Here is a 13,334-nt window from a genome sequence, read left to right as displayed (position 1 = left end):
AGCGGGGCAGGCATGGGCTTCCTTGTACAGAGCCGTTTGGGGGGGGTTTATCGCGGCCGGCCAGAGCCGGCAGTGGAAGGCGTGAGTTTAGCTACCTTTTTTCACCGGCACGCTGAGCTTGAGCTGGCTGCGTACGCCATCTTCGACAAAGGTGAGGATCATGGTCTGCTTGCTGCCCTCGGTCAGCGGCTCGGGGATATTCATCAGCATCACATGCATCTTGCTCGGCGCCAGGCTGACGGTTTGCCCGGCCGGCAACGAAATGCTATCGATCTGCCGCATTTTCATCACGCCGCTTTCGGTGCGCATTTCATGCAGCTGCACCAAGCCTGCGGCGGGCGTTTCCACCTTGACGAGGCGTGTCGCCTTCTTGGCAGTGATATCGAAATAGGCGCCAGACACCGGTTGACCCGGCACGGTGGCGCGAATCCAGGCATTGCTGACGGTGACATCGGCACACAGGGCGGCGGGGGCGAGCAGTACGGCGGCGGCGATCAACAGGCTTTTCATGGCGACACAATCCACAGTTCAGAACATCGGCATAATAGCAGCCCGCGATTGTCGGGCGTGAATGTTACGGGGCTGCGGCGCACCAGAGCAGCTGGTTCGGACGATACACACAATCGAATCCGGACCAGTGCAGTCGGGCAAGGAGGCATCGCAATCACGCGCCCGGCCGGCGCAGTGCGGCAAATGCCGCCGGCTCCCAGCTGCGCAAGGCCAGCAGCAGGCTGGTGCCCTGCCTCTCGGGCGCATCGTGGCTGTCCTGGTGCAGTTCGGCGAATTCCTGCAGCAGTCGCGCCAGACGTTGCTTGAAGCGAACTACCGCTTGTGGGCTGAGCATGGCGTGGTGAAAGCGCAGCAGCTCGTCGGACGCCATGAACTGGGCATCGAGAAAATCGTACTGGATACGTTCCCGGAAAAAGCGATGAATCGGCCCATCGGGCTGCCAGGCAAAGTCACGCGCTACCAGCAGCTTTACGCGGTTTTCCGGCATCAGGCGAATCAGGCCGAGCTTGTCGAGCCGCAACAGCGCCTGCAAGCCTTCTATTTCGCTTAATTGATAGGTCGCCAGTATCTGCGCCAGGCTCCAGTGGTTGAGCACGCATACGGTCACCAGCAACAGCTTGGTATCGGCCACCAGCTCGGCTTCCTGCTTGGCACTGAGGTAATGCAGGGCTGGCGCGGCGCAAGCTTCCTGTACCAGATCGCTCAGCTCCAACCCGGCGAGCTGGCAAATCGCCTCCAAGGTCGCAAGGCTGAAGCGCTGCTGCGAGAACAGGCGCTTCACGCTGGCATGGCTCAAGTCCAGATGCTTGGCCACATCGACATAGCTGATATGGCGCGCTTTCAGTATCCGTTTGAGCGCAACAATCAGCTGGCTGGCTTGTGACATGGCCTCAAAAGTATCGAATTTTAATACTGAAGAGCATATTTCCTGACGCAGTAAACAGCAAGCTTACGCAATCGCAGCCCAGCGATGACGATATCGGCGTTTGCCTTATCGGAGTACGCCATGTCGCCTCGTCTGGCCCTTTTCCTGAGCACCGCCATCGTCGGCCTATTGTTTGTCGCCATGGCAATTCATGGCCCCATCGTTCAGCTGCCGCATTACCATGCATTTGCCGACCAGCGCCCTTGGCTAGGCTTGCCGCATGCCGCCGATGTGCTGTCCAATCTCGGTTTCGCCGTAGCAGGTCTCGCTGGCCTGTCTGCACTGCAGCGAGTGGGTGGCCGCCAGGGCCACGGATATCCGCTGTTTTGCCTGAGCCTCGTGTTGAGCGCGATCGGCTCGGCCTACTACCACTGGGCGCCAGATGACGCGCGGCTGATGTGGGACCGGCTGCCGATTGCCCTCGCCTGCGCGGCCCTGCTGCTGGATTGCTGGGAGTCTGGCCGTGGCAAGGCGCATGGCGGCGCTACCGCAATGGCACTGATACTGGCCGTGGCCAGCGTGCTGTGGTGGCACTGGGGCAATCAGCAGGGCAAGGGTGATCTGCGGCCCTATCTCTTGCTGCAAGGCCTGCCACTACTGTTGATTCCGCTATGGCAGGCGGGATGGCAGCGCCCCTTGGCCGAGCGGCGAGCCTTTGCCATCGCCATTGCCTGCTATATCACCGCCAAGTTGCTGGAGCTGGCCGACCTTCCAGTACTGCAGGCAAGCGGGGTAGTAAGCGGCCATACCCTCAAGCATGTGCTGGCATCGGCGGGGGCCGCCGTGATCGTGTGGGAGCGGCGCTCACGCGCAGCGGCCTGGCCGTGAAATGCTGCACCTGCCAGAAAATCCAGCCCGCCCGGCTGCCGCATCGGCTACGATGGACGGCCGTATCTGCCCAGGAGCCCTCCATGTCCCTGCAATTGTGGCTTGCCTATCTCGCTGCCGTGTTCGTGATTTCCGGCACGCCCGGCCCGAATATGCTGCTGGCGATGACGCATGGCATCCATCACGGCCTCGGCACTACCGCCCGCAGTACCATGGTGGGCTTGCTGGCGGGCTTGGCGGTGATACTCGGTGTGTCGCTGGGCGGGCTGGGCGCGGTGCTGCTGGCTTCGCAACATGCCTTCGAGGCGGTCAAATACCTGGGGGCGGCCTACCTGATCTATCTCGGTATCAAGACCTGGCGCAGTGCCGACCAAAGCAATCTCGACACGACCGGCCGGCCCGATGCCAGCGGTGCTTGGGCGCGCTTTCGCATCGGCGTGCTGGTGTCGCTGTCCAATCCCAAGGCGATTTTGTTCGGCGTGGCCTTCTTCCCGCAGTTTCTCAACCCGCAGCAGGCCATCGCGCCGCAGGCTGCCATCTTGCTGGGCAGCTTTATGGCGATCGAGACCGGCTGGATGTGCATTTACGCCGGCGGCGGCGCCAAACTGGCCAGCTGGCTCAAGCGAGGCCAGCGCATGCGCTGGTTCAACCGCACCGCCGGCGGTGCTTTTGTCGGGGCGGGTGTGTTGCTGGGTAGCTTCCGCCGCTAGAACGATCAAAGCCGGAACCGACTACGGCAAACTCCGGAGCGCCGCCTGGTGATCAACCCGCAGCCGGCGCCCCCTCGTCTTCCGGATGGCGGTGCTGCTTGTTCGGGTCGGGATTGCGCAAATCCCATACATTGACACCGGCCTCGGCCTCGCTATCCACCCGGTGCAGCCAGTCCGGGTTTTCCAGGTAGAAGCGGATATCGGCGGCACCGGCCTGCCAGCGCTCTTTCACCGAGGCACGCGAGAATTCATAGTCGGCCGAAGGCAGGGCGCGTATCGCTGGCCGGTAGATCAGCTGCACCAGGTCAACCCGCTGCGGTGCCGCATGCTGGCGCAGCTGTGCAATAGCCGGGTGATCCAGCCACTCGGGCGGCAATTGCCGCACCATATTGTCGATGCTATGCCGCAAACCCTGCAGCTGGGTGAGCATGCTGCTGCCGTAGCGAGTACGGCTGGAATACATGATGTTCTTGTGGCGCGCCATGGCGCTGAGGATATCGGTAGGCATATCGCCACGGGCGCTGAACAGGTCAACCTGCAGGATCATGCGGTCCTTGTCCTTGCGGTGGTCGAGCACATAGTGCAGCGGCGTATTGGAGACGATGCCGCCATCCCAATAAAACGCGCCGTCGATTTCCACCGGGGCAAAGGCGGGCGGCAGCGCGCCGCTGGCCATGATGTGTTCGGGGCGGATTTCCTGCCGGGTATTGTCGAAATACACCGAATTGCCGGTTTGCACATCGACCGCGCCAACGCTAAGCCGCACCGGCTGGCGGTTGATCAGATCGAAATCCACCAGTTCAAGCAGGGTATGGCGCAAGGGCGTTGTATCGTAAAACCCCAGAGCGCCATGCTGGCCGGGCCAGGACAGCATTTCGATGCCGGCACGCGGTTGGAAGAAGCCATTGATGCCATTGAACACCGACAGGCGCGAGCTGAACCAGTTGAACGCGGTGCGGGCGCTTTGCTCGGGCGGCGGTGGCAATAGCAGGCCACTCGATACCCGCTCCCAGAATTCGCGCAAGCGCGCTACCCGATGTTCTGGCCGGTTGCCGGCGATCAGCGCGGCATTGATGGCGCCGATCGATACGCCGGCAATCCAGTCCGGGCAGTATTCGCTGCCGGACAGCACCTCATACACCCCCGCCTGATAGGCGCCTAGTGCGCCACCGCCCTGCAGCACCAGCACGATGCTCTGGGTGTCCTTGCTCATATGATTGTCCCTCCGACGAACGGCTGCTTGTTGGATATGTCCCGCCAGTGTAGGCGAGGCCGGCAAATTCGCGCGAATCGGCCGGCATGATGGCGTTATGCTCATGTAATATTCACGCGTCATTTTCGGCTAACTGGCGTATGTTGGCCGCGCGACGCCACTATCAGGACTTCATGATGAACCAGCCCACGCAATCAACCCTAATCGCCGCTGCGCTGGCTGGCGCCCAGGTCAGTGCACAAGCGGCCAGCAGCAATATCAGCGTGGCCCAGGCCGCGCGCTTTCTGGCGCAAGCCACCTTCGGGCCGCGTCTGAACGAGATTTCCGATCTATTGAACAGCGGCTATCAGGGCTGGCTCACCCAGCAGTTCAACCAGGCGCCCACCAGCCATCTGGGCGCCATGCTGGCCAGTGGCGATCAACTGACCCGCGATAGCCGGCTCGCCGCCTGGTGGAATATTGCAGTGAATGGCCGCGATCAGTTGCGCCAGCGAGTGGCGTTTGCGCTGATCGAAATCTTTGTGGTGTCAGACCAATCAGCCGCGCTGTCCTTCGAAAGCGGCAATGCGCTGGCCTATTACTACGATCTGCTGGTCAAGAATGCCTTCGGCAATTTCCGCAGCCTGCTCGAAGATGTGACGCTGAGCCCGGCGATGGGCCTGTACCTGAATATGAAGGGCAATCAAAAGCCCGACCCTGCAAACAATATCCATGCCGATGAAAACTATGCGCGCGAGTTGATGCAGCTGTTTTCCATCGGCTTGGTGCAGCTCAATATCGACGGCACGGTCAAGCTTGACGCGAAAGGCGTAGCACAGCCGACCTATAGCCAGACCGATGTGGAGAATCTGGCGCGGGTGCTGACCGGATGGAGCTGGGCCGGCGGTGACTTCTTCGATGGCCCGCCGAATAATCTGACGCCGATGGCGCCGTTCGCCGCCTATCACGACACCGACCCGAAGAGTTTTCTCGGCTTGCGCCTGCCGGCCGGAGGCTCGGCCAGCCAGGAGCTGAAGGCGGTGCTGGATTTGCTGTATATCCACCCGAATGTCGGACCGTTTTTCTGCCGCCAGCTGATCCAGCGCCTGGTGAGCAGTAACCCCAGCCCGGCCTATGTCGGCCGGGTGGCCAGTGTGTTCAACAATAACGGCGCCGGCATACGCGGCGACCTCAAGGCGGTGGTGCAGGCGATCTTGCTCGATAGCGAGGCGCGCAATGACCCGGGCCCCACTTTCGGCAAATTGCGCGAACCGGTATTGCAGGTCACCCATCTGTGGCGCGCCTGCAATGCCAAGGCGCCCAATGGCCGCTACGAGTTTTACTACCCGGAAAGCGAAATCGGCCAGGCGCCGCTGAGCTCGCCCACCGTGTTCAATTTCTTTCGCCCCAATTACGCCCCGCCCGGCAAGCTCAAGACCATGGGCCTGGCCGCGCCGGAAATGCAGCTGGTGAATGCCGCCTCGGTGGCCCAGCTCAATAACCGCATGGCCGACTTTGTCTTTGGCCGCGACAAGGATCTGGCGCAAAACCCCGAGCCCTCCGACATCCTGCTCGATCTGACGCCGTTCAAGGCCAATGCGGTCAACAATCTGCCGGCCCTGTTCGACCAGCTGAACCTGCTGTTCATGTCGGGCCAGATGTCCACCAGCATGAAGGCTGCCCTGCAGGCCTATCTGACAACCGTCGGCACCGATGATGGTGGCTCGTCCAGGGTGCAGGAAGCGCTGTATCTGATCATGACGTCATCCCAGTACATGACGCAGAAATAAAGGAGGAAGCATGTTCGATCTACTCAACAACCCGCTGTCGCGTCGGCGGCTATTGCAATGGGCCGGCGGCTCGGCCCTGGGTTTTTCCTCGCGCTTTGCCGCGCTGGGCAGCCTCGGCGCCATGGGCATAGCCTCGGCCCAGGCAGCCGGCACCGCCGCTGACGACTACCGGGCGCTGGTGTGCATCTACCTAAGTGGCGGCAACGATGCCTTCAATCTGCTGGTGCCGACCGATGCAGCCACCTATGCCGCCTACGCCAGCAATCGCACCCGGCTGGCGGTGCCACTGGGCAATCTGCTGCCGATCAGCCCCAAGCACAGCGATGGCCACAGCTACGGCCTGCACGGTAGCGCGCGCGAGCTGCAGACTCTGTTCAATAACGGCATGCTCGGTTTTGTCGCCAATGTCGGCAGCCTGGTGGCGCCGATCAGCAAGGCCGATTACGACGCCGGGCGCAATCTGCCGCCGCAGCTGTTTTCCCATGATGACCAGAGCTTCCAGTGGATGACCGGCCGGCCCGATTCGCTCGAGCCGGCCGGCTGGGCTGGCGCCATGGGCGAGTTGCTGCAATCGTCCAATGCCGGCAACGGCTTGTCGCTGAATCTGTCGGTGGCTGGCAATAATCTGCTGCAAACCGGCCCGGCCAGTGCGCCATATTCGGTTGACCCGTCGGGGCTGTCACCGATCTGGCCGATAGGCAACGATCAACCGGCCGGGCGCATTGCCGCCTTCAAGGCCCTGGTCGGCCAGGCTCAGGCCAGCGGCAATCTGCTGGAAGGCGCATCGGGCGGTGCCCTGGCCGGCACGCTGAACCTGAGCGGTCTGGTCGGCGGCGCGCTGGCGCAAGGCAAGCCATTGGCTACCGTGTTTCCGCAAACCGATCTGGGCCAGCAGCTGGCCATGGTGGCCAAGTTGATCGGCGCGCGCAGCCAGCTCGGCGCCAAGCGGCAGATCTTCTTTGTGAACTTCTATGGCTTTGATACCCATGATGATCAGGCCAATGCCCAGCCCACCCTGTTCCAGACCCTGAGCCAGGCGCTATTTGCGTTTTATCAGGCTACCCAGGAGATGGGCGTGGCAAACAATGTCACCAGCTTTACTGCCTCGGAATTCGGCCGCACCCTCACCAGTAACGATGGCGGCACCGACCATGGCTGGGGCTCGCACCACTTGGTGATGGGCGGCGCGGTCAAGGGCGGCGATATCTACGGCACCATGCCCACCATCGCCCTGAATAGCCCGGACGATGCCGACCGTGGCGCGATGATCCCCACAACCTCGCTTTACCAGTACTTCGCCACCCTCGGGCGCTGGCTCGGCGTGGCCGATGCCGACCTCAACAGCCTGTTTCCGGGCCTGTCGCGCTTCAATGCCAACAGCCTGGGTATTTTGCCGGCGGGCCAATCGAGCTTTACCTTGCAGCGTAGCCTGGCTGGCAGCCAGATCAGCTACCGCTGCGTGGTGACACCAATGCCGGCCGATGTCGGCAAAACGGTCAATATCTATATCGGCGCCCTTGCCGGTGGCAGCCTGTATGTCCGAAATGGCACTGCCTGGGTGCCAAGCACTGCCGCAGTTATTCCGGCGGCAGCCACCATCGTGGCGGGTAGCGCGTTCACTGTGGATATTGCCAGCCTGTCGGTCGGCGACAACGCCAATCTGGCAGGCGTGCAGCTGTATGTCGGCTATGGCGTCAACCAGGCCGATATGCTCAATGGCAAGATCGCCTACGTCGGCGCGGTGCAATAAGCATGGCGGCGCATTGGTGGCCCCGGCTGCGGCGCGACATCGCCTTGGCACTGCTTGGTAGCGCCGTACTGGCCAGCGCCGAGGCGGGCAGCGTGGATGCCGGCCGGCGCAGCTTTGGCCTGCATTGCCAGAGCTGCCATGGCAGCCCGCCCGATAAACTGCTGATCCCCGCCGTGCTCAAGGGCGCCAATGCGCCAGCCCTGATTCGCGCCGCCATCCAGAACCAGTCGCAGATGGCGCGGCTGGCCAGCCTTAGCGATAGCGACCTGGCCAATATCGCCAGCTACCTCGCCCACCCCGCCACCACCGATGTAGACCGGGTGCTGGACTGGGCCGAGCAGCGCTATCCCGCCTTGCTGTCCCCGCATGCTGCGACCAGCTTTGCCGAGGGCTTCCTGTACCGCGGCTATGCGGGCGGCGTGTATATCGGCTTTAACAGCGCTCAGGCCTATTTTCTCGATAGCCGCACTGGCGGCGGGCCACAGCCCTTGGGCTCGCTGGCGGCGTTTTTGCAGCAGGCCGAGGCGGCGGGGTTTTAGGGGCGACTCGCCCCATCCCCTCCCGACCTCCCCCCTTGAAAGGTGAGGAGTAGGCAAGCCATCCAGCTCCGGCATATGAAAAGTCTGTCAGGCCTTGTTGCCCACGCCAGAGCCTGAATTACCGGCGCGCAGAGTCAGCATGGTTTGTGCCAACATTCAGGCGTGTCCCCTGACATTCTCGTGCCATGTCGCTACCCGCCCACCATCAGTTCAACTTTACCGCCATGGCCTGCCGTAACGAGATCATGCTGGCCGGCTCCTATGACGCCGCCAGCGCCATGGCCGAGGCGGTAATCAATGAGGTGCGGCGTATCGAAGCCAAGTATTCGCGTTATCGCGACGATAGCGTGCTCAGCCGCATCAATGCCGCAGCCGGAGCCGACCCGGTGCAGATCGACCAGGAAACCAGCAAGCTGCTCGACTATGCCGATGCGGTATGGCGCAGCAGCCATGGGCGTTTCGATATCAGCTCGGGTGTTTTGCGGCGCGCCTGGGATTTCAGGCAAGCGCGCTTGCCGGCGCAAGCGCAAATCGATGCGCTGCTGCCGCTGATCGGCTGGGACAAAATCGAGCGCGGCGCGGATTGGATACGCCTGCCGCAGGCCGGCATGCAGCTCGATTTTGGCGGCTTTGGCAAGGAATATGCGGTCGATTGCGCCGCCGACCTGTGCGAGGCGGCCGGCTGGCACAGCGGCTTTATCAATCTGGGTGGCGATCTGCGCGTGCTGGGCCCGCAGCCCGATGGCTCGCCCTGGCATATCGGCATCCGCCATCCTCGCGATGCCGGCGCAGTGCTGGCAAGCATCGCGCTAGCGGATGGCGCCCTGGCCAGCAGCGGCGACTATGAGCGCTTTGTCGACGTCGGCGGCCGGCGTTACTGCCACATACTGGATGCGCGCAGCGGCTGGCCGGTGCAGGGCTGGCAGTCGGTCAGCGTGCTCACGCCGCGCTGCCTGGTTGCCGGCACGGTCAGCACGGTGGCCATGCTCAAGGGCGAGGCGGAAGGCGAACCCTGGCTCACCCAGCTGGGCGCCAGGGTGCTGGCAGTGCGCGGCGATGGCTCGACTTTCAGCACCTTTGCAACGCAAGCAGCCGAATCCGCGATGCGCTGAAACGGCCGCTTAGGCGCCAAGTTCGGCCGCGGCCCTAGCCCGCCCGGCGCTGCTTTGCAAAGGCCTGCAGCTGCTCCAGGGTTACATAGCCGCGCTTTTCCTGGTCGATTTCGGTGAAATGCTTGGCGACGCGCGGCATGCCCGTGCGCGCTTCCTCTTCGCTCAGCTTGCCATCGTGATTGGTATCGGCGGCATTGAAACGTGCTTGCAGGCGCGCAGCCATCGCCTCGCCGGGCGCCTCGGCCAGCGCTGTACCGCAGCTCAGTATTGCCAGCAGGACCAGTAGTTTGTTCATGATGTATTCCTTGGTGAGCGCAGCCGCAACAGGCGGGCTGCCGGCTGCGTATGGTGCTGCCATCCGGTAAGGCGCTGATGTCGGAATGGCGCGCAGATGTAATCGACTGTTGTGTTTATCAAGGCGCGTTTACAAAGGCAGCGCACGACGCCGATGGGCAGGCCGCGCACAATGCGCTACTCTTGAGCCGCAGGCCCCGGCGCCCCCAAGAACGTATTGCTGCTTGTGCGAGGACATCATGACTACACGGGACCGATCGCCACGTGGTGGCGCACGTGAGCAGATCATTCAGCTTGCCGCCCGCCTGATGGCGGAAGAACATATCGACGATTTCGGCCTGGCCAAGCGCAAGGCCATCAAGCGACTCGGCCTGCCCGAAGGCAAAAATCTGCCCAGCAATGAAGAGCTGGAAATTGCCCTGCGCGAATATCGCAGCCTGTTCCTGCCCGATCATGGCGCGGAGCTGGCCATGCTGCGCAAAAAGGCGATCCAGGCCATGCAGCTGTTCGGCGAATTCAAGCCCTATCTGGTTGGCTCGGTGCTAACAGGCTCGGCGGGTCCGCATTCCGATATCAACCTGGTGGTGTACACCGATAACGACAAGGCGGTGGAAATACGCTGCCTGAATCTGGGCCTCGACTATCGTTCCGAATCGAGCAAGGCGGGCTACCCCACGCTGGCGTTTTATGTGGATGGCAGCCTGGTGCGCCTGTCGATCCGCCCCGAGAACGAAGAGCGCCATACCGCCCGCATCGGCGAAGCACCCGAGCGCGCCCGTCTGGCCCAGGTCGAGGGCATGCTGCTTGCTGCCGAGGTGTGAGGCAACGCGGCCAGCGCGCGCCGGGCGACAGCCGGACAAGTCGGCGCGCTGCCGCTATGATGGCGGCTTGATCAGACTTTGCCCTTTGCCATGACCGATAGCCCCAGCCAGCCCAAGCCCTGCAAGAAATGCGGATCACCCGGCCTGCCCCAGAAAGCCGGATCGCGGCGCTTCTGGGTGCAGTGCGCGCGCTTTGGCCGCGATGGCAACTGCAATATGATCGGCGACCAGGCCGACAATAAAAAAGACGCGCTGCTGCGCTGGAATGCGATCAACTGATGGCTTTCCAGAACCCGTCCGACGCCGAGCTGCGCAAACTGTTTACCACCATGCGGCGCATCGCCGTGGTCGGCTTGTCGCCCAAAACCGACCGGCCCAGTTTCCGGGTGTCGAAGCAGATGCAGGGCTGGGGCTTCGATATCGTGCCGGTGCGCCCCTTGGTGCAGTCGGTATTGGGCCAGCCCGCCTATGCGCAGCTGGAAGACGTGCCCGGCACCGTCGATCTGGTCAATTTGTTCCGCAATGCTGCCGAAGTCGATGCCGTGGTGGATAGCGCCATCGCCATCAAGGCGCCGGCAATCTGGATACAACAGGGCATAGTCAACGAAGCCGCCGCCGAGCGCGCCCGCGCCGCTGGCTTGCTGGTAGTGATGGATCGCTGCGTGATGGTGGACTATGCGCGGCTGCGCGCCTAGGCCCGGCCAGTATCAATCAATGCAGGGAGCAGGATATTGAAACTCCGTTTTACCAAGATGCATGGCCTGGGCAATGATTTTGTGGTGCTCGACGGCGTTAGCCAGTCGCTGTCCTTAAGCACCGGGCAGCTGAAAAAACTCGGTGACCGGCATTTCGGCGTCGGTTGCGACCAGATCCTGCTGGTAGAGAAGGCGCAGGGTGCCGATGCCGACTTCCGCTACCGCATCTTCAACGGCGCCGATGGCGGCGAGGTGGAGCAATGCGGCAATGGCTCGCGCTGCTTTGTGCGCTTTGTGCACGACAAGGGCCTCAGCGATAAAACGGCCATTCGCGTGGAAACCGCCAAGGGGCTGATCGTGCCGCAGCTGCAAAGCTCAGGCCTAGTCAGCGTCAATATGGGCCAGCCGCGCTTTGCACCGGCCGATATCCCGTTCGAGGCCGATTCGCTGGCAGTGATCTACCCGCTGGCGGTGGATGGCGCTGAGGTGCAGATCACCACCGTGTCGATGGGTAACCCGCATGCGGTGCAGCTGGTCGACGATATCGACAGCGCCCCCGTGGCGCGCCTGGGCCCGCTGATCGAACACCATCCGCGCTTTCCGCAGCGGGTGAATGCCGGCTTCATGCAGGTGCTCAACCGTAGCGAAATCCGCGTGCGCGTGTACGAGCGCAGCGCCGGCGAAACCATTGCCTGTGGCACCGGCGCCTGTGCCGCCGTGGTGGCGGGCATCCGCCGTGGCCTGCTCGACGAGACCGTGCTGGTGCACACCCGTGGCGGTGACCTGACCATCAGCTGGGCGGGCGACGGCCAGCCAGTCATGATGACCGGCCCGGCAGTGACGGTGTTCGAGGGCGAAATTGAACTCTGACACGCCAAAGCTTGCGCTGCGCGCAGTAGTGCCCGATGAGGTGGATGCGCTGCTGGAGCAGCTGCACGCCTTGGCGCTCAGCGAGGGTGTCGCCCAGGTCGGCGTTAACCGCCAGCGCTTGTGCGATGGCCTGTTTGGCCCCGAACCGGCTGCCCGCGTGCACTGGCTGTACCATGGCGCGCAGCGCTGCGGCTTTGCCCTGCATTCGTGGAAATGGGGTGCCTTTACCGGCACGCGCGATCTCTATCTGCATGCGCTCTATCTCGACCCGGCGTTCCGGCGCCGGGGCCTCGGGCGCGCCGCCATGTGCGCCCTGGCCGAACTGGCACTTGCTGCCGGCAGCACCCGCATGGAATGGCTGAGCGTGCGCAGCGTAGACGCCAGCGCCGCGTTTTATGCCAGCCTGGGAGCCAGCGTTGCCGACCATATGATGGTGCAAAGGCTCGATCGCCCTGCCATGCACGCCCTGCTGAACCCGACCCTCATGACCGATCAACCCTAGCCTGGATGCCACCATGAGTCTTCAATCCGCCGACGTTGCCGTCTGGCTGCAAGCCAATCCGCAGTTTTTCGAAGATTATGCCGACCTGGTCGCCGAAATCTTCATCCCGCACCCGCACGGCGGTCGCGCCATTCCGATTGCCGAGCGGCAGATCCTGACCCTGCGCGAGAAAAACAAGCTGCTGGAAGGCAAGCTCGGTGAATTGCTGCAATTCGGCGAAGAGAACGACCAGATCAGCGAAAAGGTGCACCGCCTTACCGTGGCGCTATTGCAGTGCAGCGATCTGGCCGGCGTGCTCGGCACGCTCAACTACCACCTGCAGGAAAGCTTCCGGGTACCGCATCTGGCGGTGCGGCTGTGGGGCGGCGAGCCCGATGCCACCTTGTCGGAATTCGGCGCGGTCAGCGACGATGTGCGCGTGCTGGCCAATAGCCTGAACACGCCGTATTGCGGGCCCTATGTCACCGACGAAGTGATTGGCTGGCTCGGCGAATCTGCGCCGCATCTCAAGTCGTTTGCCCAAGCGGCATTGAAGACCGACGGACAGCCATTCGGCCTGTTGGTGCTGGCCAGCGAAGACCCGCAACGCTTTTACCCGGAAATGGGCACCCTGTATCTGGCCCGTATTGCCGAAATGGCCTCGGCTGCCATGAGCCGCTGCCTGGACTGAGCCGCCGCATCGCCAACCAGAAGGAGGATCGCATGAGGCCGACACCGCCAGCGATCAACTACCAGGCCGAGGAAGTACGCGCCTGGCTGCAGGAGCAACAAAACGCTGCCATCAAGGCTGGCGATG

The 13,334-nt window shown here is 62.9% G+C and carries 16 protein-coding genes; 12 read left to right on the top strand and 4 right to left on the bottom strand.

The window, feature by feature from the left end; all coding sequences use genetic code 11:
* Positions 1 to 87: 87 nt before the first annotated feature.
* Together ACE3OH_RS11830 and ACE3OH_RS11825 are read right to left on the bottom strand one after the other, a co-directional pair.
* Complete coding sequence (locus tag ACE3OH_RS11830; RefSeq protein ID WP_374352587.1) at positions 88 to 510, bottom strand: copper chaperone PCu(A)C; 423 nt, start codon at positions 508 to 510, stop codon at positions 88 to 90.
* A 154-nt stretch (positions 511 to 664) separates the two neighbouring features.
* The gene (locus ACE3OH_RS11825) at positions 665 to 1,396 is read right to left on the bottom strand and encodes a helix-turn-helix domain-containing protein (RefSeq protein ID WP_374352583.1); all 732 of its coding nucleotides are present in this window, start codon (positions 1,394 to 1,396) and stop codon (positions 665 to 667) included.
* A 120-nt stretch (positions 1,397 to 1,516) separates the two neighbouring features.
* Between ACE3OH_RS11825 and ACE3OH_RS11820 the strand changes: the two genes are divergently transcribed.
* Entirely contained in the window at positions 1,517 to 2,263 is a 747-nt protein-coding gene (locus ACE3OH_RS11820) for a hypothetical protein (RefSeq protein WP_374352579.1), read from the top strand.
* Between the two features lie 83 nt (positions 2,264 to 2,346).
* Entirely contained in the window at positions 2,347 to 2,973 is a 627-nt protein-coding gene (locus ACE3OH_RS11815; RefSeq protein WP_374352576.1) for a LysE family translocator, read from the top strand.
* A 52-nt stretch (positions 2,974 to 3,025) separates the two neighbouring features.
* On the opposite strand, the gene ACE3OH_RS11810 is transcribed toward ACE3OH_RS11815, so the two are convergent.
* Positions 3,026 to 4,186 carry a patatin-like phospholipase family protein gene (locus ACE3OH_RS11810; protein ID WP_374352573.1) on the bottom strand — a complete coding sequence of 387 codons (1,161 nt, stop codon included), beginning with the start codon at positions 4,184 to 4,186 and terminating at the stop codon, positions 3,026 to 3,028.
* Between the two features lie 140 nt (positions 4,187 to 4,326).
* Here ACE3OH_RS11810 and ACE3OH_RS11805 point away from each other — a divergent pair, with 140 nt between their 5' ends.
* The 4 genes from ACE3OH_RS11805 (at position 4,327) to ACE3OH_RS11790 (ending at position 9,356) form a co-directional block, all read left to right on the top strand.
* Positions 4,327 to 5,955 carry a DUF1800 family protein gene (locus tag ACE3OH_RS11805; RefSeq protein WP_374352569.1) on the top strand — a complete coding sequence of 543 codons (1,629 nt, stop codon included), beginning with the start codon at positions 4,327 to 4,329 and terminating at the stop codon, positions 5,953 to 5,955.
* 10 nt (positions 5,956 to 5,965) lie between these two features.
* Positions 5,966 to 7,705, top strand: coding sequence for a DUF1501 domain-containing protein (locus ACE3OH_RS11800; protein WP_374352566.1), 1,740 nt, complete (start codon positions 5,966 to 5,968; stop codon positions 7,703 to 7,705).
* Positions 7,706 to 7,707: 2 nt separating this feature from the next.
* A complete protein-coding gene (locus tag ACE3OH_RS11795) occupies positions 7,708 to 8,244 on the top strand; it encodes a cytochrome c (RefSeq protein ID WP_374352563.1) in 537 nt (178 codons plus the stop codon).
* Positions 8,245 to 8,429: 185 nt separating this feature from the next.
* Complete coding sequence (locus ACE3OH_RS11790) at positions 8,430 to 9,356, top strand: FAD:protein FMN transferase (RefSeq protein ID WP_374352560.1); 927 nt, start codon at positions 8,430 to 8,432, stop codon at positions 9,354 to 9,356.
* 34 nt (positions 9,357 to 9,390) lie between these two features.
* On the opposite strand, the gene ACE3OH_RS11785 is transcribed toward ACE3OH_RS11790, so the two are convergent.
* Positions 9,391 to 9,651: an EF-hand domain-containing protein gene (locus ACE3OH_RS11785; RefSeq protein WP_374352557.1), complete on the bottom strand. Its 261-nt coding sequence runs from the start codon at positions 9,649 to 9,651 to the stop codon at positions 9,391 to 9,393.
* A 238-nt stretch (positions 9,652 to 9,889) separates the two neighbouring features.
* Between ACE3OH_RS11785 and ACE3OH_RS11780 the strand changes: the two genes are divergently transcribed.
* From ACE3OH_RS11780 to ACE3OH_RS11755, 6 genes are all read left to right on the top strand, one after another.
* Positions 9,890 to 10,471 carry a nucleotidyltransferase domain-containing protein gene (locus ACE3OH_RS11780; RefSeq protein WP_374352554.1) on the top strand — a complete coding sequence of 194 codons (582 nt, stop codon included), beginning with the start codon at positions 9,890 to 9,892 and terminating at the stop codon, positions 10,469 to 10,471.
* A 90-nt stretch (positions 10,472 to 10,561) separates the two neighbouring features.
* Positions 10,562 to 10,750 (top strand): hypothetical protein, encoded by a 189-nt coding sequence (locus ACE3OH_RS11775; RefSeq protein WP_374352552.1) that lies wholly within the window; start codon positions 10,562 to 10,564, stop codon positions 10,748 to 10,750.
* Positions 10,750 to 11,166, top strand: a complete 417-nt coding sequence (locus ACE3OH_RS11770; RefSeq protein ID WP_374352549.1) for a CoA-binding protein — start codon at positions 10,750 to 10,752, stop codon at positions 11,164 to 11,166. The genes ACE3OH_RS11775 and ACE3OH_RS11770 overlap by 1 nt, the downstream gene beginning before the upstream one ends.
* 36 nt (positions 11,167 to 11,202) lie before the next feature.
* Positions 11,203 to 12,036 (top strand): diaminopimelate epimerase, encoded by an 834-nt coding sequence (gene dapF / locus ACE3OH_RS11765; protein WP_374352546.1) that lies wholly within the window; start codon positions 11,203 to 11,205, stop codon positions 12,034 to 12,036.
* Positions 12,026 to 12,538: an N-acetyltransferase family protein gene (locus ACE3OH_RS11760; RefSeq protein WP_374352543.1), complete on the top strand. Its 513-nt coding sequence runs from the start codon at positions 12,026 to 12,028 to the stop codon at positions 12,536 to 12,538. The genes dapF and ACE3OH_RS11760 overlap by 11 nt, the downstream gene beginning before the upstream one ends.
* Before the next feature lie 13 nt (positions 12,539 to 12,551).
* Positions 12,552 to 13,208 carry a DUF484 family protein gene (locus ACE3OH_RS11755; protein WP_374352540.1) on the top strand — a complete coding sequence of 219 codons (657 nt, stop codon included), beginning with the start codon at positions 12,552 to 12,554 and terminating at the stop codon, positions 13,206 to 13,208.
* Positions 13,209 to 13,334 lie beyond the last annotated feature (126 nt).

The organism is Chitinimonas sp. (assembly GCF_041904975.1).
In the GTDB taxonomy this organism is placed as follows: Bacteria; Pseudomonadota; Gammaproteobacteria; order Burkholderiales; family Chitinimonadaceae; genus Chitinimonas.
The sequence above is the reverse complement of the archived record's forward strand: the minus strand, read 5'-3'. Positions and strand labels throughout refer to the sequence as shown.